Raw genomic sequence first — 23,040 nt, 5'->3', positions numbered from 1 at the left:
CCCCTTCCCCTTCTTTTGTTTTCCATCCAAGGAGCAACCGACATGGCCGACCTGAACGCCACCTTCGAAGCCGCCGTAGCCAATTCCAAGAACCTCAGCGAGCGCCCAGACAACGCCACGCTGCTCAAGATCTACGCGCTGTACAAGCAGGCCACCGCGGGCGACAACACCGAGAAGAAGCCCAGCTTCTCCGACATGGTGGGCCGTGCCAAATGGGACGCGTGGGAAAAGCTCAAGGGCACTGAAGCGGATGCCGCCAAGCAGCAATATGTCGACCTGATCACGTCACTCCAGTAGCCCCCTGAGGCGCTGCGCGCCTTCCCCCTCAGGGGGGACACGCCACCGGTGGCCCGGCAAAGCCGGTTCCACGGTGACACTGGTCTGGGCCCTGCCCCTTGGTGGGCGGGCTGGCGGAGTCAAAAACAAGCGGCCTCGGCCGCTTGTTTTTTGGCACGTCCTCAGCAACCAGAGAAAAATCAGGCGCTACCGCTTGCTGGGTAAGCGCCAAGTGCTTCAATTTTTATAGCGTCGTAACCCAGCTCGGCCAGCAGCTCCGCATTGTGCTCACCCACCCGGGGCGGCGAGAGGCGCACGCCGGGGCGCTGGCCGTCCATGGCCAGCGGCAGCAGCACCGTCTGGGTGGCGCGGCCGTCGGGCAGGGTCATGGGGGCGAGGGCGCCGGTGGCGTTCAGGTGCGGGTCGGTGAGCAGGTCCTCTGGCCGCGTGATGGGCGCAAAGGGCAGGGCGTGGCGCTCGAACACGTCGGCCAGGTGCGCGGCGCTGTAGGGCGCGAGCCGCTCGCGCAGCAGCGGCATCATCCAGGCGCGTTCGCGCACGCGGTCGTTGTTGCTGGCCAGGCGCGGGTCGGCCTTCAGGTCGGCAAAGCCGAAGGCATCGCAGAACACCGCCCAGGCGCCATCGCTCACCACGGCCAGGAAGATCTGCTCGCCGTCCTTCACCTGGAACACGTCGTAGATCGCCCAGGCCGAGATGCGCGCGGGCATGGGGGCCGCAGGCTGGCCGGTGACGGCGAACTGCATGATGTGCTGCGCGACGAGGAACACGTTGTTCTCGAACAGCGCGCTCTGCACCTCCTGGCCGCGCCCGGTCTTTTCACGCTGGGCCAGCGCGGCCATGGCGCCGATCGCGCCGAACATGCCGCCCATGATGTCGTTCACGCTGGTGCCCGCGCGCAGCGGGTCGCCGGGCCGGCCGGTCATGTAGGCCAGGCCGCCCATCATCTGCACCACTTCATCCAGGGCGGTGCGGTGGTCGTACGGGCCGGGTAGAAAGCCCTTGTGGCTCACGTAGATGAGGCGCGGGTTCAGGGCCTTCAGGCTCGCGTAGTCCAGTCCCAGCTTCTGCATGGTGCCGGGCTTGAAGTTCTCGCTCACGATGTCGGCCGTCGCGATCAGGCGCAGCACGGCCTCCTTGCCCTCGGGGGTTTCCAGGTCCAGCGCCAGGCTCTTCTTGTTGCGGTTGAACAGCGGGAAGAAGCCCGCCCCCGACCCGCGCAGCTTGCGCGTGGCATCGCCCTCGCGGCCATGGCCGATGGGCTCGACCTTGATGACCTCGGCCCCCAGGTCGGCCAGCACCAGGCCGCAGGTGGGGCCCATGACCATGTGGGTGAACTCCACCACGCGGATGCCGGTGTAGGGCAGGGCGGTCCGGCCGCCGCCTGGGGCGCTCTCGTTGTTTTCAGGCATGTGGTGTCTCCTGGGTCCAGCCCTTGGGCAGGCCCGCCTCGGGCGTCATCCCGTAGACCGGTTCGCCGGGCAGCCCCGCCTGCAGCGGCACGCGGGCCGCGAAGAGCTTGTGCAGGTCCACACCCGTGGACAGACCCATGGCCTCGAACATGAACACCAGGTCTTCGGTGACCACGTTGCCGGAGGCTCCGGGCGCATAGGGGCAGCCGCCCAGGCCGCCCAGCGATGCGTCGAAGGTGCGCACGCCCACGTCGTATGCGGCCAGGCAGTTGGCCAGGCCCAGGCCGCGCGTGTTGTGCATGTGGGCCGCGCCCGCGCGCGGGCCGATCTCGCTGCGCAGCCGCGTGAACAGGCGCCGCACCTGCGCGGGGTTGGCCATGCCGGTGGTGTCCGACAGGCCAACCTCGTCCACGCCCGCCGCCACGCAACTGGCGGCCAGGCGGATCACGTCGTCCTCGGGCACCTCGCCCTGCAGCGTGCAGCCGAACGCGGTGGAAATGCCCACTTCCACCAGCACCTGTGGCGCGGTCTCGGCGCGCAGGCGGGTGATGGCGTGCAGCTCGTCCACCATGGCCTCCGGGCTCTTGCGCACGTTGGCCAGTGAATGCGCCGCGCTGGCCGACACGGGCAGCGTGATCTTGTGCACGCCGCTGGCCAGCGCGGCCTCGGCGCCGCGCAGGTTGGGTACCAGGGCCATCACGGTGATGCCGGGGTGGGTGAGCGCGTGGCGCACCACCTCGGCCACGTCGGCCATCTGGGGCAGCAGGCGCGCGGGCACGAACGAGCCGACCTCGATCTCGCGCAGGCCCGCCGCCACGAGCGCGTCGATCCAGCGCAGCTTGTCACCCGTGGGCATGGTGGCCTTCACGGACTGCAGGCCGTCGCGCGGGCCTACTTCGCTGATGAGGATGTCGGGGACGGGCATGGGCGGATTCCTGCGGGGCTGGCCGAGCGCCGGGGCTTGACGCTGCGGAGGGTTGTCGTTCTAATAGATGGAACGAAGTTCTTTCTATTGAAATGATTGACGGTTTGCGCTTTCGCGTCAAGCCCCCGCCCCTGCGTCCTGTTTCCACCCCGCGCCCGCATGCCCCGCAAATCCGCCCATGAATCCCTGGCCGATGCCGATGCCGCACCGGGCGGCGTGGCGGCCGTGGACCGCGCGCTCACGCTGCTGGGTGCGTTCCGGCAGGGCGACGGTGCCCTGCCGCTCGCGGAACTGGCCGCGCGCACGCAGCTGCACAAGAGCACGGCGCTGCGCCTGCTCGCATCGCTGGAGCATGCACGATGGGTGCAGCGGCTCGCGGACGGTCGCTACGCCCTGGGCCCCGAGGTGGCGCGGCTGTATGCGCTGTACGCCGCCGCGTTCTCCCTCGACCGGGTGGTGCTGCCGGTGCTGCGCGATCTGGTGGCCGCCACGGGCGAAAGCGCGGCCTACCACGTGCGCCAGGGGGACGTGCGCCTGTGCCAGTTCCGGGTGGATTCGCCACACCCCGTGCGCGACCACATCCGCGCGGGCGATCTGCTGCCGCTCGAGCGCGGCACGGGCGGGCGGGTGCTGGTGGCGTTCGATCCGGCGCCCGGGCGCGTGCCGGGCGCGCGGGACCGCGCGCTGCATGCGCGCATCCGGGCCGATGGCTATGCCGCCAGCGTGGGCGACCGGCTCGACGAGGTCGCCGGAATCTCGGCACCGGTGTTCCATGCCGATGGCAGCCTGGCGGCGGCGGTCACGCTGACCATGCCCGCGCACCGCTATGACGAGCGCTACGTGAAGCCGGTGCTGGAGGCGGCACGCCGCCTGAACGGGCAGGTGTAGCCAGAAGAGGCTGAGACAGAGGTGGTGCGCGGGATTGGGCAGAAGGGCAGTTTGCGCTGCCGTTTCGCCAACCCGGCCTGCAATATGCGGCAGTTCTGGCGATTCACATTGCTGCGGCGCTCCGGGAAACTTGTCCCATCCCTTACGGAGACAAGCACCATGCGTTCCCAGAACACCTTCACCACCCTGTACCTCAGCGCGCCCGATGTCATCGACCTGGTGCGCCGCAAGGGCATCGAGGCCTGCCTGCGCGGCATCGCCGACAACATCCATGCCGATTTCCTGCGCTGGCAGGCGTTCGACAAGTCGGCGCGCGTGGCCAGCCATTCGCGGGACGGCGTGATCGAGCTCATGCCCATCGCCGACGGGGAGACGTATGCCTTCAAGTACGTCAACGGCCACCCGCGCAACACCCGGCTGGGCCTGTCGACCGTGATGGCGTTCGGCGTGCTGGCCGACGTGGCCACGGGGGCGCCCCTGCTGCTGAGCGAGCTCACGCTCACCACGGCGCTGCGCACGGCCGCCATGTCGGCGGTGGCCGCACGTGCCCTGGCACGCCCTGGCGCGCGCACCATGGCGCTCATCGGCAACGGTGCGCAAAGCGAGTTCCAGGCGCTGGCGTTCCACCACCTGCTGGGCGTCGACACGCTGCGGTTGTTCGACACCGACCCGGCCGCCACCGCCAAGCTGCAGGCCAACCTGCAGGGCGGCGGCCTGCGCACCGTGGCCTGCGCCAGCGCGGCCGAGGCCGTGCGCGGCGCCGACATCGTGACCACGGTGACGGCCGACAAGACCAACGCCACCATCCTCACGCCGGACATGCTGGCGCCCGGCATGCACATCAATGCGGTGGGCGGCGACTGCCCCGGCAAGACGGAGCTGCATGCCGACGTGTTGCGCCAGGCGCAGGTGTTCGTCGAATATGCGCCGCAGACGCGCATCGAGGGCGATATCCAGCAACTGCCGTCCGACTTCGCGGTGACCGAGTTGTGGGAGGTGCTGGCGGGCCGCCTGCCGGGCCGCGGCAGCGATGCGCAGGTGACCGTGTTCGACTCGGTGGGCTTCGCGCTGGAGGATTTTTCCGCGCTGCGGTTCATGCGCCATGCCGCAGCCGAACTGGGGGTGGGCCAGCCCATCGAACTCATCCCCGAACTGTCCGACCCCAAGAACCTGTTTGGCGTGCTGCACGCGCGCGGCCCCTTGCTGCGCGCGGCGGCCTGAGGACGTGCCCGCCCCGTCAGTCGTGCCACACCACGCTGTCGGCAGGGTCTGCCCGCGTGGTGCGAAAGTGGTTGGCGGGGTGCGCGGGGTCGGCCAGGCCGAACGAGATGCCGCAGACGATGGTGCGGTCCGCGCCGATGCCCAGCACCTCGCGCAGCACGCCGGGGTACGAGGCCAGCGCGGCCTGCGCGATGGAGCCCACGCCCAGGCTGTGCGCGGCCAGCATGAAGCTTGACACGTACGCGCCGCAGTCCACCGCGCCATAGACGCCCAGCGCCTCGTCGCTGCTGACGATGGCCACATGCGGCGCGCCGAACATCGTGAAGTTCTGCGCCGCCTGTTGCGCCGAGGCCTCGCGGTCGCCCTTGGCGATGCCCAGGGCCTCGTACAGGCCCCAGCCGCATTCACGCCGCCGCTCCTGGTACACGCCCCGGTATTCGCGGGGCCAGGGCAGGTCGGGCGCAGGGGCTGCCGCGGCCATGTGCGACTGCAGTGCGCCGCGCAGGCGCTCGAGCGTGGCGCCGCTGGCAATGGTGAGCTGCCAGGGCTGCGCGTTGCACCACGAGGCCGTGCGTTGCGCGGTGGCCAGGATGGCTTGCATGGTGGTGCGCGGCAGGGGTTCGGGCAGAAAGGCGCGGCAGCTGTAGCGGGTGTGAAGCAGCGCGGACAGGGTGTCGAACGCCGGGCTGTGGGCGGCGGTGCCGGTGGCGGTGGATGTCATGGTCCGGGCCCTGGCGGCTACGCCTTCTTGGCCTTGGCCGCAGGTTTGGCCGCCGCCTTGGTACCCGGCTTGCCGGCACCCGCCTCTGCCGCGTGTTTCTTCTTGTCGGCGGCGGGCTTCTTGGTGCCGGGGTGGGGCGCATTGAGCAGGGCATCGAGCTGTTCGCCAATTTCGGCCTCGATGCGGTCCTTGAACGCGCCGAACAGAAAACCCAGCTGGGCCTTCATCTCGAACTGCCGCGCGTCCACGAGCAGCGTGCCCTTGACGCCCGAGCGCGTGAAGGTGAGCGTGTCTTCTGTGTCGCCCTCTTCATAGACACATTCCATGTCGAATTTTTCCTCGGCCTTCTCGGCCCAGGAGAAGGCGATCTTGCGGGCCTCTTTCAGGCCCAGGTGGTGTTCGCGATGGATGTGGATGTCAGGCACAGGGTGTCTCCTTAAGAGGATTTTTGTGGGGGCTGCGCGGGCAGCAGGGCACGCAAGGCCTCGCGGCGCTGCGGCTGGGGCTGCTGCGCCAGCTGCCGTACGGCATCATAAAACCGGGGCCAGTCGCGGCCCTGCTGTTCGAAAAGGGCCTCGAACGCGGGCACGAGTTCGTCGTAGGCCGCCTGGGCGGCAAAGCTCGCGTTGTTGGCCTTGGCCACCCAGCGGTCGTAGCCCGCCACCTGGGCCGTGGTGACCGAAGGCTGGGTGCCCGAAGCCGTGCCCAGCCACTGCGCGCGCAGTTGGGCGTAGCGCCCGCGGAATGCCTGCATTGCTTCATTTTTAATAGCATTCAGCGCTTGATCCTCCAGCGCCAGGGCATCTTTTTGTGCATAGATGGCGGCCAGCTGCTCGCGCGTGGCGCGCGTGAGCGCGCGGAACGCGCCGCGCCGCGCCTCGCTGGTGGCGTAGGCCTCGCGCGCCTGGGGGGTGGAATGGGTGGCCAGCCACCGCGCCACGCCAATGCGTTCGACCGCCGTGGCAAAGGACTCGTTGAACAGCGTGTCCCCTTCGGCATACACCACCTGGTGCGCCAGTTCGTGGAACAGCAGGCGCACGAAGTCGCCCTCGGGCCAGGCGATGAAGGTGGAAAGCAGCGGGTCGCCCCCCGCCCAGTTCATGTAGCCCAGCGTGGAGTACGCGGGCACGCCGTACACCTCCACCTCCAGCCCCTGCGCGGCGAGCTGGTCGGCCTCGGCCTGGGCGTCGGCCTGGGCGAAGTAGCCGCGGTAGCCGATGCAGCCCGTGACCGGAAAGCACCAGGTGTGCAGCGTGAGCGCGTAGGGCGGCGCGGCCACCACGTTCCACACGGCGGCGGGGCGTTTCAGGTCGGCGTAGCGGCGGTAGCTTGCGTTGTCGGGCAGGCCCAGCTCGGCCACGGCGAAGGCCCGGGCGCGCTGCGCCAGCCGCAGGCGCTCGCGCAGCGCGGGCGCGATGTCGGTGCGTGCCACCCAGCGGTCGATGGGCTCGGCCGACTGCATGAGTTCCAGATGCCCCACCATGGACTGCCAGTAGTAGCCCAGCGAACCGGTCGTGCTGGCACACCCGGACAATGCAAGGCAAAGCAACGGGGCGGACACGGCCCGCAGGCGGGGGAGAAACTGGCGCATGGGGGCAGTTTATGGGCAGAAGATCGCGCCGGGCGTGCGAACGGTTGTCAGCAGCGTGGCCGGTGCAGTTTCTAGAATGCGGCGCATGACCGCCGAACCCACCCCCGACCTGCCTGCCGGCCTGTTCGCCGACGAGGCCGGTTGCCCGCGCTGCGCCTGGTGCCAGGCCACGCCCTTCTACCGCCACTACCACGACCACGAATGGGGCTTTCCCGTGGCGGACGACCGGCGGCTGTTCGAGAAGATCTGCCTGGAGGGTTTCCAGTCGGGCCTGAGCTGGCTCACCATCCTGAACAAGCGCGAGGGCTTTCGCGCGGCGTTTGCCCACTTCGACGCGGAGCAGGTCGCCGCCTTCGGCCCGGCCGACATCGAGCGCCTGGTGCAGGACGCGGCCATCGTGCGCCACCGGGGCAAGATCGAGTCCACCATCAACAACGCGCGGCGCGTGCTGGAGCTGCGGCGCGAGTTCGGATCGCTGGCGCACTACGCCTGGCGCTATGAGCCTTCCTCCGCCGACCGACCCGGGCGCCTCACGCGCGAGGTGGCGCGCACCCTGTCCACTTCGCCCGCGTCCATCGCCCTGTCCAAGGACCTGAAAAAACGCGGCTGGAGTTTCGTGGGCCCCACCACGGTGTACGCCTTCATGCAGGCCATGGGGCTCGTGAACGACCACCTGGAAGGCTGCCATTCGCGCTCCACGGCGCTGCGGGCGCGCGCGGAGTTTGTGCCGCCGCGCGGCTGATCAGGGCCGCGCCACCGGCCGCAGAACCCACAGCGCCGCCAGCGCCGCGAGGCCTAGCAGCGTGGTGGCCCACAGGGCGGCTGCGCCCACGCCATCGAGCAGCATGCCGAACAGCACCGGCGCGAAGGCCTGCGCCACGCGGGCGGGCACCATCATCAGGCCCTGGCGCGCGCCGTAGCCGGCGGGCCCGAACAACACCAGCGGCAGCGTGCCCTTGGCGATGGTCAGGATGCCGTTGCCGGCCCCGTGCAGCACGGTGAACACCAGCGCGGCCGGGCCGCCCACCACCATGAGCAAGGCCGCGCCCACCGGGTGGGCCGCGGCCGCCAGCTGCGCAGACAGCAAGGGGTGCAGGCGGCGCAGGAAGCCGAACTCCAGCAACCGCGCCGCCACCTGGGCCGGGCCGACCAGTGCGGCCAGGGCCACCGCCGCCTGCAGCGAGGTGCCGCTGGCCTGCAGCAGGCGCGGCAGGTGGGCGGCCATGGCCGTGCTGGTGAACCAGGTGACGGCGAAAACGAAGGACAGCAGCACGGTGGTGCGCACAGCGTGGCCTGGCGCAGGCACTGCGGGCGCCACCGGCGTGGCGGCGGGGTCGGTGCCCGCTGGTGCGGCCGGGGCATGCTCGCCGGGCGCGGTGCGGGGCAGCCAGCCATTCAGCGGCACGCCCACCAGCAGGTGCAGCGCGGCCCAGCCCGCGCACGCGCCGCGCCAGCCCCAGTGCACCTCCATCCAGGCCGACAGCGGCCAGCCCACCGTGCTGGCAAAGCCCGCGATCAGCGTGATGCCGGTGATGGCGCCGCGCGCGCCCTGCCCATACAGGCGCACCAGCGTGGCAAAGGCCGCTTCGTACAGGCCCGATCCCATGGCCACGCCCATCAGCACCCAGGCGGCAAACAGGCCCACCGGGCCCTGTGCCAGTGCCATGCCCGCCAGGCTGGCGGCAAACAGCAGGTTGGTGCCCACCAGCACCGGCCGGCCGCCATGGCGGTCGATGGTCCGACCCGCCAGCGGCCCCAGCAGGGCCGACACGATGAGCGCCAGCGAGAACGCGGCGAACACGGTGGGCGTGGCCACGCCCAGGTCGCGCGCCATGGGCACGGCCAGCATGGCGGGCAGGTAGTAGGACGAGGCCCAGGCCAGGGTCTGGGCCGTGCCCAGGCGCGCCACGGTCCAGCGCTGTGGCGCGGCGCTCATGCCGTGCGAGGCGCCACGGTCTCAGACACGCTGGCCCTGGGCGTTGACGACGACCTCGCCATCTTCCTTGGTGAAGGCGCCTTGCTGGGGCGAGGGCAGGATGTCCAGCACCTTTTCCGAGGGACGGCACAGCCGCGTGCCCAGCGGCGTTGCGACGAGGGGGCGGTTGATGAGGATGGGGTGGGCCAGCATCGCGTCGATCAGCTGGTCATCGGTGACGCCGGGCGCATCCAGTTGCAGTTCGGTGAAAACCGCTTCCTTGGTGCGCACGGCGTTGATCACGGGCTCGCCCGTGGCGGCGATCAGCGCCAGCAGCGTGGCACGGTCGGGCGGGGTCTTGAGGTATTCGATGACTTCCGGTTCGGCGCCGCTGTTGCGGATCATGGCTAGCGTGTTGCGGGACGTGCCGCATTTTGGGTTGTGATAGATGGTGATGGCGGTCATGGTGGGGCGTGGTGGTTTGCTGACGAAGGGGCGGTGTGAAGACCTGAAAGTTTGCCACCGTGCGCGGGCCAGCCCGGCAACCGCTTCAGCGCGTGCAGCAGTTGCTGGCCGGCGTCGTTCAGCGTTCCGTCGTTGCGCACTTCCAGGCTGGCCGCGCCCGGGGGCGGCATGAACGCCGCCGCACGCTGCACGCGGGCCTCCACCTCCCCGGGGGTCTCGCGGCCGCGCGAAAGCAGTCGCTCGCGCAGTACGTGCGGGCTGGCGGTGATGTGCACGGCCACCAGGTCGGGGAACCGCGCCAGTGCATCGGCCAGGTAGGCGCGCGAACCGTTGAGCAGCACCCATTGGCCGTGGGCCAGTGGCGCGAGCTGCGCGGCCCGGATGCCATAGCCCAGGCCGTTGGCCTCCCAGTGCAGGGCAAACGCCTGCTCACCGCGCAGCGCCGCGAAGGCCTCGGGCGGCACGCTCTCGTGCGCCTCGCCGCCGGGCGCGGCGGGGCGGCTGATGGTGCGCCGTGCCCAGTGCACGGGGCAGGGGGCTGGCAGGTGCGCGTGCAGCCAGCCGAGAAGGCTGTCCTTGCCCGCGCCGGAAGGGCCCATGAAGTACACCAGCCGGGCCGTCATGCGCCCAGCTCCAGGTGGTCCAGCAGCACGAAGTCGGCGCCCGGCGCGGGCTCGGCGAACAGTGCCAGGCTGTTGAAGCGCAGCGGGGGCAGGTCGGCGAAGAACTGCTCGGCCGCATCGAGCACCAGTTCCACGGTGTCTTCACGCTCGCCCGCGAGGGATCCGGTCAGTGACAGGTGGAAGCGGAACTCCTCCAGCACGAAGGGATAGCCCCACTGCTGCAACAGCGCATCCTGCCGGGGCGTGAGCCCGGCCGCGCGGCGGCGCGCCAGGTCGCTGGCGGACAGGGGCGCCGCCAGCGGCTGCAGCTGCGTCACGCAGGCGGCGGCTGCGGCCTGGATCTCGGCGTTGGCCGGGTGCGAGGGCATGGGCACCAGCGCGAGGAAGTCGTCGATGCGCTGGACCTGCAGGGGCGGCATGTTGAAGGGGCGCAGGCTGTCGGCCAGCGTCTGCACGGCATGCTGCAGCGTGAGCCAGTCCACCCCCGGCGCCAGCGCGAACGGCGCCTTGAGCGTGGCATGCCAGCCATAGCGGCGCGGCGCGGCGGTCAGGCGCTCCAGTTCTTCCTTGGCCACGCCGTGGATGTCCAGTTGTGGCAGGGGCCGCAGCAGCGCCGCGCAGCGGCCCAGCCAGTGGCTGCCGGCCAGCCAGGCCAGGGTGCCGGGGTGGGGAGCGAAGTACACCGCATAGCGGTGTGCGGTAGCGGGGGAGGGGGTGTTACTCGTCGTCATGGGTGATGGTGAGTTTGACGCGGTCGCCCGCGAACCAGGCGCGCGCCCACTCGATGGGCGTGCCGGCCAGGTCCACATTCAGGCTCTCGACCAGCAGCACCGGGCGCGCGGCGGGCTGGCGCAGCTCGGCGGCCACGGCGGCATCGGGCAGCTCGGCGGTGATGCGGCTCTCGCGCCGCGTGTAGTCGGCCACGCCATGCGCGGTGAAGCCGGCGGTGATGGAGCCGGTCTCGCGCACCACGGCCGCCAGGCCCGCGAAGCGGGGCAGGGGAAAGTAGCGCTCGCTCACGTGCAGCGGCTGGCCCTCGGCCTGGCCGATCACGCGCAATTGCAGCAGCGGGCTGCGCGTCGGCACCTGCAGGGCCTTGGCCAGCGCGGCCGTGGCGCGCACCGTCTGTTCCTGCAGCATCACCAGGCTGCCGCGCAGGCCGGCCTGCGCCAGGCCCTGCTGGTGGCGCACGCGCTTGCCCAGCGCCAGGTCCACCGCGAAGTCCTCCACGTAGGTGCCGCTGCCCTGGGTGATGCGCACCAGCCCCTGGCTGCACAGGCTGGCCAGCGAGCGGCGGATGGTGTGGCGGTTCACCCCGAACTGCTCGGCCAGTGCGTGCTCCGAGGGCAGGCGCTGGCCCGGGGGGTAGATGCCGCTGCCGATGGCCTCGGCCAGTTCGGCGGCGATGCGGGTCCAGAAGCTCTCGCGTGCCGGGCGTGCGGCAGGGGCGGGGTGGGCAAGAACTTGTGTGCTGGTGGTGGCTGTCATGAAACCTACATGCGCGCTGTCTAAGCTGGCGCCAGCTGTTCAATTTGTCTATACAACTTAAAGAGTACCACCTCCATGTTTCAAGCCTTTGACAACCCGGGCCCGGGCCGCCCGCTCTCGCGGGCGCACTGGATGGCGCTGCTGGCCCGCGCGCCCATCGACATCCTGGAGCCCGCGCTGCACGACCACGCCGCACTGCCTGCCCGCTGGCTGCGCGCCCCGGAAACGGGTCTGATGATGGTGCAGGGCCGCGCCGGCGGCACCGGCGAGCGCTTCAACCTGGGCGAGGTCACGGTCACCCGCTGCGCACTGCGCGTGAATGTGGACGGCGCCGATGGCGGGGAGCCCACCGTGGGCGTGGCCTACGTGCTCGGCCGCTCGCACCGCCAGGTGCAACTGGCCGCCCTGGCCGATGCGCTGCTGCAGGACCCCGCGCGCCAGGCCGCGCTCGACGCCAGCCTGCTCGACCCCATCCGCCGCCACCTGGCCCAGGCGCAGTCCGAGCGCCAGGCTCGGGCGGCCAGCACGCGGGTGGACTTCTTCACCGTGGCGCGCGAGAGCGGAAGCATCAACGACGACGGCGGCGAGGAGGACCAGGAATGAGCACGACCCCGACGACCTCCCTGTCCGCCCTGGGTGCGGGCTTCTCCAGCGAGGCCCTGGGCAGCCAGGGCGTGTTCCGCGCGGTGCTGCGGGCCCTGTCGCAGCCGGGCGCCCCGGTCGCCATCGTGCACGATGCCGAAGTGCCCGCCACCGGGCACGCGGCCTCTGCGGCCGTGCTGCTGGCTTTGCTCGACAGCGAATGCACGCTGTGGCTGTCCCCCCAACTCGCGGCCAGCCAGGCCGGTGTGTGGCTGCGGTTTCACACCGGCTGCGTGCTGGTCGATGCACCCGAGCAGGCGCGCTTCGCCTGGGTGGCTGCGGGCGATGCCATACCTGCCCTGGCCCGCCTGCAGCGCGGCAGCGACGAATACCCGGACCAGTCCGCCACCTGCGTGATCGACGTGGCGGTGCTGGCCCCGGCCGTGGAAGGCGCAGGCGCCTGGCGCCTTGCGGGCCCCGGCATCCGCAGTGCGCAGCACCTGCACGTCGCGGGGCTGTCAGAGGACTTCTGCGCGCAGTGGGCCGACAACCACGGCGCCTTCCCGCGCGGGGTGGACGTGGTGCTGGCCACGGCCACGCACATCGCCGGGCTGCCGCGCGCCACCCGCATCGAATCACCATCCACCGTGGAGGCCTGAGCCGCATGTACGTTGCCGTCAAGGGCGGGGAAACCGCCATCCTCAACAGCTACCGCCTGCTGGCCGAGCAGCGCCGGGGCGACACGGCCGAGCCCGAGCTCTCGGTGGCGCAGATCCGCGCGCAGCTCAAGCTGGCCGTGGACCGCGTGATGACCGAAGGCTCGGTCTACGACCCCGAGCTCGCGGCCCTGGCCATCAAGCAGGCGGCGGGCGACCTGGTGGAAGCCATCTTCCTGCTGCGCGCCTACCGCGCCACCTTGCCGCGCCTGGGCACCACCTTGCCGCTGGACACCGCGCGCATGGCGCTCACCCGGCGCATCTCGGCCACCTTCAAGGACCTGCCCGGCGGCCAGGTGCTGGGCCCCACCTACGACTACACCCAGCGCCTGCTCGACTTCACGCTGCTGGCCCGGGGCGACGCATCGGTCGCAGCGCCAACCACTGCGCCGCTGGCCGATGCGCCTGCCACCACGCCGCGCGTGGTGGACCTGCTCAACCAGGAAGGGCTGATCGAGACCCGCCCCATCCCCGAAGGCGATCCGGCCCCCGCCGACCTGACGCGCGAGCCGCTGCGCTTTCCGGCCAATCGAGCGACACGCCTGCAGAACCTGGCGCGCGGCGACGAGGGCTTTCTGCTGGCCATGGCGTATTCCACGCAGCGCGGCTACGCGCACTCGCACCCCTTCGTGGGGGAGCTGCGCCTGGGCACGGTGGCCGTGGAGATCGTGCCCGAGGAACTGGGCTTTGCCATCTCCATCGGCGACATGGAGATCACCGAATGCGAGATGGTCAACCAGTTCGCGGGCAGCAAGCAGCAGCCGCCGCAGTTCACGCGCGGCTACGGCCTGGCCTTCGGCCACAGCGAGCGCAAGGCCATGGCCATGAGCCTGGTGGACCGCGCCCTGCGCGCCGACGAGCTGGGCGAGCCGGTGGAATCGCCCGCGCAGATGCAGGAGTTCGTGCTCTCGCACAGCGACAGCCTGGAAGCCTCGGGCTTCGTGCAGCACCTGAAGCTGCCGCACTACGTGGACTTCCAGTCCGAGCTGGAGCTGGTGCGCCGCATGCGCGCCACTGCGGCGTCCCACCCCTCCGAAGAAACCACCCTGGGAGACGACGCATGAACGCGCCCCACGAGCCCGCGCTGATGGGCCTGCCCGCCGATGCCGCGCCCACCGACGGGCACTTCAACTTTGCCTACCTGGACGAGCGTACCAAGCGCATGATCCGCCGGGCCATCCTCAAGGCCGTGGCCATCCCGGGCTACCAGGTGCCCTTCGGCTCGCGCGAGATGCCGCTGCCCTATGGCTGGGGCACGGGCGGCATCCAGGTCACGGCGGCCATCATCGGGCCGGACGACTGCCTCAAGGTCATCGACCAGGGCTCGGACGACACGGTCAACGCGGTCAACATCCGCCGCTTCTTCGAGCGCACCACGGGCGTGGCCACCACCACGCGCACCACCGAGGCCACGCTGATCCAGACGCGCCACCGCATCCCCGAGACGCCGCTGGCCGAGGGCCAGGTGCTCGTCTACCAGGTGCCGGTGCCCGAGCCCATGCAGCGCCTGGAACCGCGCGAGACCGAGACGCGCACCCTGCACGGCCTGGCCGAGTACGGGCTCATGCACGTCAAGCTCTACGAAGACATCGCGCGCTACGGCCACATCGCCACCACCTACGACTATCCGGTGCTGGTCAACGGCCGCTACGTGATGGCGCCGTCGCCCATCCCCAAGTTCGACAACCCCAAGATGCACATGAACCCGGCGCTGCAGCTCTTCGGCGCAGGCCGCGAAAAGCGCATCTACGCCGTGCCGCCCTACACGCCGGTGGAGAGCCTGGGCTTCGAGGACCACCCCTTCGAGGTGCAGCGCTGGGACTGCGCCTGCGCCCTGTGCGGCGCCACCGACAGCTTCCTCGACGAGGTCATCACCGACGACCAGGGCACGCGCATGCACGTCTGTTCCGACTCGGACTACTGCCAGGAGCGCCAGGCCGCAGCGACCGCGTTCGAAGGAGAGACCGTATGAGCACCGTGACCCTGCGCGAGGCCACCGAGGCCGATCTGGATGAGGTGCTGGCCCTGTACCAGGGCATCGAGGACAGCCCCGAGCGGGTGCTCAGCCTCGCCGAGGCGAAGGCCATGCTTGCGCAGTTCCGCGCCTATCCAAGCTACCGCCTCTGGGTGGCCTGCGAGAGCGCCGAGCAAGGTGCCGACGTGGTCGGCACCTACGCCCTGCTGGTCATGCACAACCTGGCCCACCGGGGCGCCCCCTCGGCCGTGGTCGAGGACGTGGTGGTCGCCGCCGACCGCAAGGGCCAGGGCATCGGCCGCCAGATGATGGCCCACGCCGTGCAGCAGGCGCGCGAGGCCGGTTGCTACAAGCTGGCCCTGTCGTCCCACCGCAAGCGCGCCGATGCGCATGCCTTCTATGAATCCCTGGGCTTTGCGCAGCACGGCCTCAGTTTCTCGATCGAGCCTTGACATGGACGCCACCCTTTCATCCCCCACCCCCCTGCTCAGCGTGCGCGGCATCAGCAAGCGCTACGGCCAGCGCGTGGCGCTGCAGGACGCCTCGTTCGACCTGTGGCCCGGCGAAGTGCTGGCCGTGGTCGGCGAGTCCGGCTCGGGCAAGTCCACCCTGCTCAACGCTGTGGCCGCGCGCAGCCGGCCCGATGCGGGCAGCGTGCAGTTCCAGGCGCGTGACGGCAGCCTGCAGGACGTGCTGGGCATGAGCGAGGCGCAGCAGCGCCTGCTGGCCCGCACGGACTGGGGCTTCGTGCACCAGAACGCGGCCGACGGCCTGCGCATGGACGTGTCGGCCGGTGCCAACGTGGGCGAGCGCCTCATGGGCCTGGGCGAGCGCCACTACGGCCGCCTGCGCGCCACCGCCACCGAATGGCTGCAGCGCGTGGAGATCGATGCCAGCCGCATCGACGACGCGCCGCGCGCCTTCTCCGGCGGCATGCGCCAGCGCCTGCAGATCGCGCGCAACCTGGTCACCCAGCCGCGCCTGGTGTTCATGGACGAACCCACCTCGGGCCTCGATGTCTCGGTGCAGGCGCGCCTGCTGGACCTGTTGCGCCAGCTCACGCGGCAGATGCAGCTGGCCGCCATCGTGGTCACGCATGACCTGGCCGTGGCCCGCCTGCTGGCGCACCGCATGGTGGTGATGCAGCGCGGCCGGGTGGTCGAGTCGGGCCTGACCGACCAGGTGCTCGACGACCCGCAGCACCCCTACACCCAGCTCCTCGTTTCCTCGGTACTGCAACCATGATGATGAACACCCAACCACCCATCCTGGAGCTCAAGGGCGTGGCCAAGCGCTTCACCCTGCACCACCAGAACGGCATCGAGCTGCCCGTGCTCGGCAACGTGGACCTCACCGTTGGCGCGGGCGAATGCGTGGTGCTCGACGGCCCCTCGGGCATGGGCAAGAGCACGCTGCTGAAAATGATCTACGCCAACTACCGCGCCAACGCAGGCAGCATCACCGTGCAGCCCGCCAGCGGCCCGGCGGTGGACGTGACCCAGGCCAGCCCGCGCGCGCTGGTGCAACTGCGCCGCGACACCGTGGGCTACGTGAGCCAGTTCCTGCGCGTGATCCCTCGCGTGAGCGCGCTCGACGTGGTGGCCGAGCCCCTGGCCGAAGACGCGGGCGACGACATCCACGCACTGGAAGCCGCGCGCGAGACCGCTCGCCAGTGGCTCACCCGCCTGCGCATCCCCGAGCGGCTGTGGCACCTGCCGCCCGCCACCTTCTCGGGCGGCGAGCAGCAGCGCATCAACATCGCGCGCAACATGATCAAGCCCAAGCCCCTCTTGCTGCTCGACGAGCCCACGGCATCGCTCGACGCCGCCAACACCGACACGGTGATCGCCCTGATCGGCGAGGCGGTGGCGCGCGGCGCCGCCCTGGTCGGCATCTTCCACGACGCGCACGTGGGTGCCGCCGTCGCCACGCGCCGCGTGAACGTGGCTGACTTCCGCGGGGTGGCCGCATGAGCGCTGCTGCGGTCTTTCACAACGCTCGCATGGTGCTGCCCGGCGAGGTGGTGCAGGGCTCGCTCTCGGTGCAGGGCGGGCGCATAGCCGCCCTGGCCTCGGGCGGCACCACCGCGCTGCAGGGCATCGACCTCGGGGGCGACTACCTGCTGCCCGGTCTGGTGGAGGTGCACACCGACAACTTCGAGCGCCACCTGATGCCGCGCCCGAAGGTGCAGTGGGCCGAGATGCCGGCGCTGCTGGCGCACGATGCCGAGATCGCCGCCGCCGGCATCACCACCGTGCTCGACGCCCTGGGCGTGGGCGAGGCCGACGTGGACAGCCTGCGCGGCAGCGCCTGGAACCGCGTGCTCGACACCATCGACACCTGCACCGAGCGCAACCTGCTGCGCGCCGACCACCACCTGCACGTGCGCTGCGAGCTGCCCGCGCCCAACACCATCGCCCTGTTCGGCCCCTTCCAGGGCCACCCGCGGCTGTCGCTGATCTCGCTGATGGACCACACCCCCGGCCAGCGCCAGTGGGAGAACATCGAGCAGGCGCGCACCTACTACACCGGCAAGAAGGGCTGGAGCAGCGAGAAGTTCGAGCGCCAGGTGCAGCATGCCGCCACCCTGCAGGCGCAGTACGCCGAGCCGCACCGTGCCTACTTCGTGGACTACTGCCGCACCCATGGCATCGCCTTGGCCAGTCACGACGACACCACGGTGGCGCACGTCGAGCAGGCCCATGCCGAAGGCGCGGGCATGTCCGAGTTCCCGACCACGCTGGCGGCGGCAAAGGCCGCGCGCGAGCGCGGCCTGCTCACCGTGATGGGCGGGCCCAACGTGGTGCGCGGCGGCTCGCATTCGGGCAACGTGGCGGCGGCCGACCTGGCACGCCAGGGCCTGCTGGACATCCTCTCGTCGGACTACGTGCCCGGCAGCCTGCTGAGCGCGGTGATGCGCCTCGTCCACGACGGCATCCTCACGCTGCCCGAGGCCGTGGCCACCGTCACGCGCAATCCGGCACGCGCATCGGGCATGCAGGACCGGGGCGAGCTGGCTGCGGGCCTGCGCGCCGACCTGGTCCAGGTGCACATGGCCGAGCTGCCCGATGGCTCACAGCAGGCCGTGGTGCGCGGTGTCTGGCGCGAGGGGCAGCGCGTGCTCTGAACGTAGCCTGACATGCAAATTTCCCGCAACTGTCAAGGCACTGTCACAGCCGCCTTCCACACTGCATTTGTATAGACGACTTGGAATCCGCCATGCCCATTGCCCTGCGCACCGAACAACTGAACAAGCATTTCGCCAACGGCAAGCACGCGCTGCGCGACATCGACCTCACGGTGCATGCCGGCGAGATGGTGGCGCTGATCGGCGCCTCGGGCTCGGGCAAGTCCACGCTGCTGCGCCATGTGGCCGGCCTGGTGGTGGCCGATGGCGACAGCCACTCGCTGATCGAGGTCGACGGCCGCTGCGTGCAGCAGGGCGGGCGCATCCACCGCGACATCCGCAAGGTGCGCTCGCAGGTGGGCTTCGTATTCCAGCAGTTCAACCTGGTGGACCGCCTGCCGGTGATGATGAACGTGCTGGTGGGCATGCTGCACCGCACGCCGAAATGGCGCGGCTGGCTGCGCGTGTTCCGCCCGCACGAGCGAGCCCTGGCGCTAGAGGCCCTGGCCCGCGTGGGCATTGCCGACTGCCACGCGCAGCGTGCCTCCACCCTCTCGGGCGGGCAGCAGCAGCGCGCCGCCATTGCCCGCACCCTGGTGCAGGGCGCCAAGGTGGTGCTGGCCGACGAGCCCATCGCCTCGCTCGACCCCGAATCCTCGCGCAAGGTCATGGACATCCTGGCGCGCATCAACCGCGAGGACGGCAGCACCGTCGTGGTCTCGCTGCACCAGGTGGACGTGGCCATCAAATACTGCCCCCGCGTGGTCGCGCTGCACCAGGGCCGCGTAGTCTATGACGGCCCCTCGGCCGCCCTCACACCGGCGCTGCTGCGCGAGCTCTATGGCGTGCAGGCCGACGAGATCCTGGGCGCCAGCCTGCCCCTGGCCGTGGTGCCTGCACCGGCGCAGCAGCCGGCTTCCGGCTGGGCGGCCCAGCCCCTGGCCCAGGCCGCCTGAAGTTCCCTGTCTTTTGCTTCCCTTTTCCCTACCGTTGTCACCTCTCTGGAGCCATCCATGATCAAGAAACTGTGCGCAGTCCTGGCCCTTGGCCTGGGCCTGACCACGGGCGTCCTCGCCCAGGACGCCATCAACTTCGGCATGATCTCGACCGAAGCCTCGCAGAACCTCAAGGCCGACTGGCAGCCCCTGCTGGACGACATGGCCAAGCAGACGGGCCTGAAGATCAACGCCTTCTTCGCGTCTGACTATGCGGGCCTCATCGAAGCCATGCGTTTCAACAAGATGCAGGTGGCATGGCTGGGCAACAAGTCGGCCATGGAGGCGGTGGACCGCGCCAATGGTGAAGTGTTCGCGCAGATGGTCAACGCCGATGGCACGCAGGGCTACTACTCGCACCTCATCGTGCACAAGGACAGCCCCCTGGCTTCGCTGGACGACGTGCTCAAGAACGGCAAGTCGCTGAGCTTCGGCAACGGCGACCCCAACTCCACCTCGGGTTTCCTGGTGCCCGGCTACTACGCCTTCGCGCAGAACAAGGTCGACGCCAAGACGCACTTCAAGATCGCGCGCAGCGCCAACCATGAGACCAACGCCCTGGCCGTGGCCAACAAGCAGGTCGACGTGGCCACCAACAACAGCGAAAACCTCGAGAAGCTCAAGGAGCGCCAGCCCGAGAAGTTCAAGGACATCAAGGTCATCTGGACATCGCCCCTGATTCCGCTCGACCCCATGGTGATCCGCAAGGACCTGCCCGAGCCGCTCAAGGCCAAGATCAAGGACTTCTTCTACAACTACGCCAAGACCGATGCGCGCGAGAAGGAGATCGTCATGAAGATCTCCAAGCTCTCGGGCTTCAAGCCATCCACCAATGCGCAGCTCACGCCCATTCGCCAGCTCGACCTGTTCGGCAAGCGCAACAAGATCGAGGCCGATGCCACGCTGGCCGACGCCGACAAGAAGACCCGCCTGGCCGAGATCGACCAGCAGCTGGCGTCCCTGAAGTAAACACGCAAGCACGCAACGCATCCGGCCAGCCCCCACCATGTCTTCCGCATTGACCCCTTCGCTCGCGACCCTGGCGAGCACCGCCGCGCCCAAGCGCAGCCTCGCCTGGTACCTCTCCTGGGGCATCCTGCTGGTGGTGCTGGCCGCATCCTGGAAGGGCGCCGACATGCGCCCGCTCGACCTCGTCAAGGACTCGGGCAACATGGCCCAGTACGCGGCCGAGTTCTTTCCGCCCAATTTCTCGCAGTGGCAGATCTACGTGCAGGAGATGCTGGTCACGTTGCAGATCGCGCTGTGGGGCACGGCGCTCGCGGTGGTCACCGCCGTGCCGCTGGCGCTGCTGGCCTCGTCCAACATCGCGCCGTGGTGGGTGAACCAGCCGGTGCGCCGCGTGCTCGACGCCTTCCGTGCCATCAACGAGATGGTGTTCGCCATGCTCTTCGTGGTGGCGGTGGGCCTGGGCCCGTTCGCGGGGGTGCTGGCGCTGTGGATCCACACCACGGGCACGCTGGCCAAGCTGTTCTCCGAGGCGGTCGAGGCCATCGATCCGCAGCCCGTGGAGGGCATCCGCTCCACCGGCGCGAGCGCGCTGCACGAGATCATCTACGGCGTGATCCCGCAGGTGATCCCGCTGTGGATTTCCTACACCCTCTACCGCTTCGAGGCCAACGTGCGTTCTGCCTCGGTGGTGGGCATGGTGGGGGCCGGCGGCATTGGCGTTGTGCTGTGGGAGATCATCCGCGGCTTCCAGTACGCCGAGACCTGCGCGGTGATGCTCATCATCGTGGTCACCGTGAGCGCGATCGACGTGGTGTCGGCGCGCATCCGCAAGGCCCTGGTCTGACACAGGGGCGCACCGTGGCATTGAGCCTTGAAGACATCGCCCACCTGCTGGCCACCCGGGGCATCCATCAGTACGGCCGCGAGGCCGTCAGCCAGCTGGAGCACGCGCTCCAGTGCGCGCAATGGGCAGAGAAATCCGGCGAGACCCCCGCCACGGTGGTGGCCGCCCTGCTGCATGACCTGGGGCACCTGCTGGCGCCCGGTGGCGATGCGGCCGCACAGGACGACCTGCACCAGTACATGGCCCTCCCGTTCCTGCGCGGCCTGCTGCCCGATGCGGTGCTGGAGCCCATCCGCCTGCACGTGGACGCCAAGCGCTACCTGTGCACCCTGGAGCCGGGCTACCGGGAGACGCTCTCGCCCGCGTCGCGGCACAGCCTGGCCCTGCAGGGGGGGCCTTTCACGGCGCAGGAGGCGATGCGCTTCGAAGCCCTGCCTTTTGCCCAGGAGGCCATTCGCCTGCGCCGCTACGACGACCATGCCAAGGTGCCTGGCCTGCCGACGCCGGCCCTGGAGCACTATGTGGCGCTGATGGGCCGTGTGGCCCACGCGCCTGCCCAGGCAAAGCCTGTGGCCTACCCGTACCGCTGCTCGGCCGCGTGGGTGCGCTGACCTGGCGGGTGGGCCGGGCCGTGTCCCGCGTCAGGGCGAGGCCTTGCCGCTGCCCATCCACCCCAGGTCCAGCGGCCGGTCCTCGAACTCGGTGTTGAGCACCACGGTGCTGGTGGTGCGGGCCACCCCCGCGATGGCCTTGATTTCGTAGATCACGTCTTCCAGCGCGCGCGCGTGGGTGGTACGCACCTTGGCCAGAAAGTCGTACTCGCCCGCCACGCTGTGCAGTTCTTCCACCTGCGGCATCGCGCGCAGGCGCGGCGCCACGTCGCGGCAGTGGATGCCGCCATCGTTGCGGATGGCCACGAACGCCGTGAAGTTCAGGCCCACGCGCTCGGGGTCCACGCTGATCGAAAAACGGCGGATCACGCCCTTGTCCAGCAGCTTCTTCACCCGTTCGTGCACCGCGGCGGTGGACAGCCCCACCTCGGCGCCCACATCGGCATAGGAACGTCGGCCATCCGCACCCAATGCCGAAATAATTCTGGCGTCCATGTCATCTGTCTGAATATTTGCTTGCATAGCCGCCTGATTTTGGTAAAAATTCCGAAAACCTCGCGGTTTCCATAAATTATTCGGTAAGGTGAAGAATATGCCGGCGATTTTCAATGCGCAAGCCCGCCCACAGCGCACCTGGGCGGTGGCCGTGGCCCTGCTGCTGGTCTATGTGGTGTGGGGCACCACCTATTTCGCCATCGGCATCGCGCTGCAGACCATGCCGCCGCTGTTCATGAGCGCCATCCGTTTTCTGTGCGCGGGCGGCGTGATGCTGCTGGTGGCCCTGTGGCAAGGGCATGCGCTGCCCACGGCCGCGCAGTGGCGCAATTCGGCCATCGTCGGCGCCCTCATGGTCTTCCTCGCGATGAACCTCGTGGGCTTTGCGCAGAAGCTGGGCATCGGCTCAGGCCTCATGGCCACCGTGGTCACCACCATGCCCATGTGGCTGGCGCTGTGGACGCACTGGGGCGGCGAACGCGTGCCGGCCACCAGCTGGATCGGCCTGGTGCTGGGCGTGGTGGGCGCACTGCTGCTGGCGATGGAGGGCGACTTTTCCGCCACCTGGCTGGGGGCCGTGCTGGCCTTTGGCGCGCCGCTGTGCTGGAGCGTGGGCTCGTACGCATCGCGCAAGCTGTCGCTGCCCGCGCCGGCCATGGCGGCTGCGGCGCAGTGGCTGGTGGGCGGCGCGATGGGACTGGTGGCCGCGTTGTGCTTCGAGCCCGTGAGCGCGCTGGGGCAGGTGAGCGCCCGGTCGTGGGCGGCGTGGGTGTACCTGCTGGTCTTTGGCACGCTGGTGGCGCTCAATGCATACCTGTGGCTGCTGCAGAACACGTCGGCCGCGCTGGCGGGGAGCTATTCGTTCGTGAATCCGGCGGTGGCGTTGCTGGTGGGGGTGGCGCTGGGGGGTGAGTTGCTGACGGGGTGGGTGTTTGCGGCGTTGCCTTTGATTGGGGCGGCGCTAGTGTTGATTTTGTATGGCAAGGCGTTGCAGGGGTGGTGGGTGGCGCGGAGGGCGTCGTGGGGGGGGTATCGGGCTGGATAGCTGGCTGGGTAATAGGGTTGGTTGTTGCCTGTTGGTTTGTAGTGGGCGGTGTGTTTGGTTTGAGGGCAGAGGCCGGGATGTCGCCCCGGCGGGCGAGGTACTTGTTCTTTGCTTCGCCAAAGAAAAGTACCCAAAAGA

The 23,040-nt window shown here is 69.7% G+C and carries 28 protein-coding genes; 17 read left to right on the top strand and 11 right to left on the bottom strand.

Annotated features, from left to right (window positions below):
* Positions 1–42: 42 nt before the first annotated feature.
* A complete protein-coding gene (locus KW843_RS21875) occupies positions 43–297 on the top strand; it encodes an acyl-CoA-binding protein (protein ID WP_218297272.1) in 255 nt (84 codons plus the stop codon).
* 179 nt (positions 298–476) lie between these two features.
* On the opposite strand, the gene KW843_RS21870 is transcribed toward KW843_RS21875, so the two are convergent.
* Entirely contained in the window at positions 477–1,706 is a 1,230-nt protein-coding gene (locus KW843_RS21870; RefSeq protein ID WP_218297271.1) for a CaiB/BaiF CoA-transferase family protein, read from the bottom strand.
* Entirely contained in the window at positions 1,699–2,631 is a 933-nt protein-coding gene (locus KW843_RS21865) for a hydroxymethylglutaryl-CoA lyase (protein WP_218297270.1), read from the bottom strand. The genes KW843_RS21870 and KW843_RS21865 overlap by 8 nt, the downstream gene beginning before the upstream one ends.
* Before the next feature lie 159 nt (positions 2,632–2,790).
* Between KW843_RS21865 and KW843_RS21860 the strand changes: the two genes are divergently transcribed.
* Positions 2,791–3,519 (top strand): IclR family transcriptional regulator, encoded by a 729-nt coding sequence (locus tag KW843_RS21860; protein ID WP_218297269.1) that lies wholly within the window; start codon positions 2,791–2,793, stop codon positions 3,517–3,519.
* A gap of 159 nt (positions 3,520–3,678) precedes the next feature.
* Positions 3,679–4,740, top strand: coding sequence for an ornithine cyclodeaminase (locus KW843_RS21855; protein ID WP_218297268.1), 1,062 nt, complete (start codon positions 3,679–3,681; stop codon positions 4,738–4,740).
* A gap of 16 nt (positions 4,741–4,756) precedes the next feature.
* Here the strand turns inward: KW843_RS21855 and KW843_RS21850 are convergent, their stop codons facing one another.
* From KW843_RS21850 to KW843_RS21840, 3 genes are read right to left on the bottom strand one after another with little or no spacing between them, the layout of a single operon-like run.
* The gene (locus KW843_RS21850) at positions 4,757–5,461 is read right to left on the bottom strand and encodes a nitroreductase (protein ID WP_218297267.1); all 705 of its coding nucleotides are present in this window, start codon (positions 5,459–5,461) and stop codon (positions 4,757–4,759) included.
* Positions 5,462–5,478: 17 nt separating this feature from the next.
* Positions 5,479–5,886: a polyhydroxyalkanoic acid system family protein gene (locus KW843_RS21845; RefSeq protein WP_218297266.1), complete on the bottom strand. Its 408-nt coding sequence runs from the start codon at positions 5,884–5,886 to the stop codon at positions 5,479–5,481.
* A gap of 11 nt (positions 5,887–5,897) precedes the next feature.
* The gene (locus KW843_RS21840; RefSeq protein ID WP_218297265.1) at positions 5,898–7,052 is read right to left on the bottom strand and encodes an aminopeptidase; all 1,155 of its coding nucleotides are present in this window, start codon (positions 7,050–7,052) and stop codon (positions 5,898–5,900) included.
* An 85-nt stretch (positions 7,053–7,137) separates the two neighbouring features.
* Between KW843_RS21840 and KW843_RS21835 the strand changes: the two genes are divergently transcribed.
* Entirely contained in the window at positions 7,138–7,794 is a 657-nt protein-coding gene (locus KW843_RS21835; protein WP_218297264.1) for a DNA-3-methyladenine glycosylase I, read from the top strand.
* Here KW843_RS21835 and KW843_RS21830 read toward each other — a convergent pair whose 3' ends face one another.
* From KW843_RS21830 to phnF, 5 genes are read right to left on the bottom strand one after another with little or no spacing between them, the layout of a single operon-like run.
* Complete coding sequence (locus KW843_RS21830) at positions 7,795–8,988, bottom strand: MFS transporter (protein ID WP_218297263.1); 1,194 nt, start codon at positions 8,986–8,988, stop codon at positions 7,795–7,797.
* Between the two features lie 21 nt (positions 8,989–9,009).
* Positions 9,010–9,432 (bottom strand): arsenate reductase (glutaredoxin), encoded by a 423-nt coding sequence (gene arsC / locus KW843_RS21825; RefSeq protein WP_218297262.1) that lies wholly within the window; start codon positions 9,430–9,432, stop codon positions 9,010–9,012.
* Positions 9,429–10,055, bottom strand: a complete 627-nt coding sequence (phnN, locus tag KW843_RS21820) for a phosphonate metabolism protein/1,5-bisphosphokinase (PRPP-forming) PhnN (RefSeq protein ID WP_218297261.1) — start codon at positions 10,053–10,055, stop codon at positions 9,429–9,431. Before phnN ends, arsC begins: the two co-directional genes overlap by 4 nt.
* Positions 10,052–10,786, bottom strand: a complete 735-nt coding sequence (locus tag KW843_RS21815) for a DUF1045 domain-containing protein (protein ID WP_218297260.1) — start codon at positions 10,784–10,786, stop codon at positions 10,052–10,054. The genes phnN and KW843_RS21815 overlap by 4 nt, the downstream gene beginning before the upstream one ends.
* Entirely contained in the window at positions 10,773–11,543 is a 771-nt protein-coding gene (gene phnF / locus KW843_RS21810) for a phosphonate metabolism transcriptional regulator PhnF (protein WP_218297259.1), read from the bottom strand. Before phnF ends, KW843_RS21815 begins: the two co-directional genes overlap by 14 nt.
* 75 nt (positions 11,544–11,618) lie before the next feature.
* Between phnF and phnG the strand changes: the two genes are divergently transcribed.
* From phnG to KW843_RS21750, 12 genes are all read left to right on the top strand, one after another.
* A complete protein-coding gene (phnG, locus tag KW843_RS21805; protein ID WP_218297258.1) occupies positions 11,619–12,146 on the top strand; it encodes a phosphonate C-P lyase system protein PhnG in 528 nt (175 codons plus the stop codon).
* The gene (gene phnH / locus KW843_RS21800) at positions 12,143–12,784 is read left to right on the top strand and encodes a phosphonate C-P lyase system protein PhnH (RefSeq protein WP_218297257.1); all 642 of its coding nucleotides are present in this window, start codon (positions 12,143–12,145) and stop codon (positions 12,782–12,784) included. The genes phnG and phnH overlap by 4 nt, the downstream gene beginning before the upstream one ends.
* 5 nt (positions 12,785–12,789) lie before the next feature.
* Positions 12,790–13,905 carry a carbon-phosphorus lyase complex subunit PhnI gene (locus tag KW843_RS21795; RefSeq protein ID WP_218297256.1) on the top strand — a complete coding sequence of 372 codons (1,116 nt, stop codon included), beginning with the start codon at positions 12,790–12,792 and terminating at the stop codon, positions 13,903–13,905.
* On the top strand, positions 13,902–14,813 hold the full coding sequence (locus tag KW843_RS21790; RefSeq protein ID WP_370628528.1) for an alpha-D-ribose 1-methylphosphonate 5-phosphate C-P-lyase PhnJ: 912 nt from the start codon (positions 13,902–13,904) through the stop codon (positions 14,811–14,813). The genes KW843_RS21795 and KW843_RS21790 overlap by 4 nt, the downstream gene beginning before the upstream one ends.
* Positions 14,810–15,268 (top strand): GNAT family N-acetyltransferase, encoded by a 459-nt coding sequence (locus KW843_RS21785; RefSeq protein ID WP_218297255.1) that lies wholly within the window; start codon positions 14,810–14,812, stop codon positions 15,266–15,268. The genes KW843_RS21790 and KW843_RS21785 overlap by 4 nt, the downstream gene beginning before the upstream one ends.
* 1 nt (position 15,269) lies before the next feature.
* Entirely contained in the window at positions 15,270–16,061 is a 792-nt protein-coding gene (gene phnK, locus KW843_RS21780) for a phosphonate C-P lyase system protein PhnK (protein WP_218297254.1), read from the top strand.
* On the top strand, positions 16,058–16,789 hold the full coding sequence (gene phnL / locus KW843_RS21775; protein WP_370628527.1) for a phosphonate C-P lyase system protein PhnL: 732 nt from the start codon (positions 16,058–16,060) through the stop codon (positions 16,787–16,789). Before phnK ends, phnL begins: the two co-directional genes overlap by 4 nt.
* A complete protein-coding gene (locus KW843_RS21770; protein WP_218297253.1) occupies positions 16,786–17,943 on the top strand; it encodes an alpha-D-ribose 1-methylphosphonate 5-triphosphate diphosphatase in 1,158 nt (385 codons plus the stop codon). The genes phnL and KW843_RS21770 overlap by 4 nt, the downstream gene beginning before the upstream one ends.
* 92 nt (positions 17,944–18,035) lie before the next feature.
* On the top strand, positions 18,036–18,899 hold the full coding sequence (gene phnC, locus KW843_RS21765; RefSeq protein WP_218297252.1) for a phosphonate ABC transporter ATP-binding protein: 864 nt from the start codon (positions 18,036–18,038) through the stop codon (positions 18,897–18,899).
* A 57-nt stretch (positions 18,900–18,956) separates the two neighbouring features.
* The gene (phnD, locus tag KW843_RS21760) at positions 18,957–19,907 is read left to right on the top strand and encodes a phosphonate ABC transporter substrate-binding protein (RefSeq protein ID WP_218297251.1); all 951 of its coding nucleotides are present in this window, start codon (positions 18,957–18,959) and stop codon (positions 19,905–19,907) included.
* A gap of 37 nt (positions 19,908–19,944) precedes the next feature.
* Positions 19,945–20,751 carry a phosphonate ABC transporter, permease protein PhnE gene (gene phnE / locus KW843_RS21755; protein ID WP_218297250.1) on the top strand — a complete coding sequence of 269 codons (807 nt, stop codon included), beginning with the start codon at positions 19,945–19,947 and terminating at the stop codon, positions 20,749–20,751.
* Between the two features lie 14 nt (positions 20,752–20,765).
* Complete coding sequence (locus KW843_RS21750; protein WP_218297249.1) at positions 20,766–21,362, top strand: phosphonate degradation HD-domain oxygenase; 597 nt, start codon at positions 20,766–20,768, stop codon at positions 21,360–21,362.
* A gap of 30 nt (positions 21,363–21,392) precedes the next feature.
* Here KW843_RS21750 and KW843_RS21745 read toward each other — a convergent pair whose 3' ends face one another.
* Positions 21,393–21,857: an Lrp/AsnC family transcriptional regulator gene (locus tag KW843_RS21745; protein WP_218297248.1), complete on the bottom strand. Its 465-nt coding sequence runs from the start codon at positions 21,855–21,857 to the stop codon at positions 21,393–21,395.
* Between the two features lie 97 nt (positions 21,858–21,954).
* On the opposite strand from KW843_RS21745, the gene KW843_RS21740 reads away from it, so the two are divergent.
* On the top strand, positions 21,955–22,902 hold the full coding sequence (locus KW843_RS21740; protein ID WP_218297247.1) for an EamA family transporter: 948 nt from the start codon (positions 21,955–21,957) through the stop codon (positions 22,900–22,902).
* The last annotated feature ends 138 nt before the right edge of the window (positions 22,903–23,040 follow it).

It is taken from the genome of Acidovorax sp. sif1233, from assembly GCF_019218755.1.
Taxonomy (GTDB): domain Bacteria; phylum Pseudomonadota; class Gammaproteobacteria; order Burkholderiales; family Burkholderiaceae_C; genus Acidovorax.
This window is presented reverse-complemented; position numbering and strand designations above follow the sequence as displayed.